This is a genomic window from Xanthomonas populi (genome assembly GCF_002940065.1).
Lineage (GTDB): Bacteria > Pseudomonadota > Gammaproteobacteria > Xanthomonadales > Xanthomonadaceae > Xanthomonas > Xanthomonas populi.
Genome location: NZ_MDEJ01000375.1, coordinates 1 through 331, shown reverse-complemented (window position 1 = coordinate 331; position 331 = coordinate 1). Strand labels below are relative to the sequence as shown.

General features: G+C 57.4%; 1 protein-coding gene. It reads right to left on the bottom strand.

Features of this window, described 5'->3' with window-relative positions; translation table 11 throughout:
* The coding region (locus XpopCFBP1817_RS21340; RefSeq protein ID WP_146090220.1) for an integrase core domain-containing protein at window positions 1–331 on the bottom strand (331 nt) is incomplete at both ends.

The following is a 331-nucleotide window of genomic DNA, read 5'->3' as shown; positions in this document are numbered from 1 at the left end:
CGGGTTCGGATGTCCACTGCGTGCAGATGAATTCGTACGGTGTCAGACCCTGCAGGGCTTTGAGCCTGCGACCGTCGTTGTAGGCGTCGATGACGTTGGCCACATGCTGTTGCAGTTGTGCGTGATCGTCGTAATGGAAGCGTTTGACAGTGGCTTCCTTGATGGTCCGGTTCATCCGTTCGACCTGCCCGTTGGTCCAGGGATGCTTAACCTTGGTCAAGCGGTGTTCGATGCCGTGCTCCTCGCAGACGCGAGTGAAGAGATGCGCACAGGCATATCGGTCGGAACTGCGGTTGGTGAACTGGATGCCGTTATCCGTCAGAACCGTCTG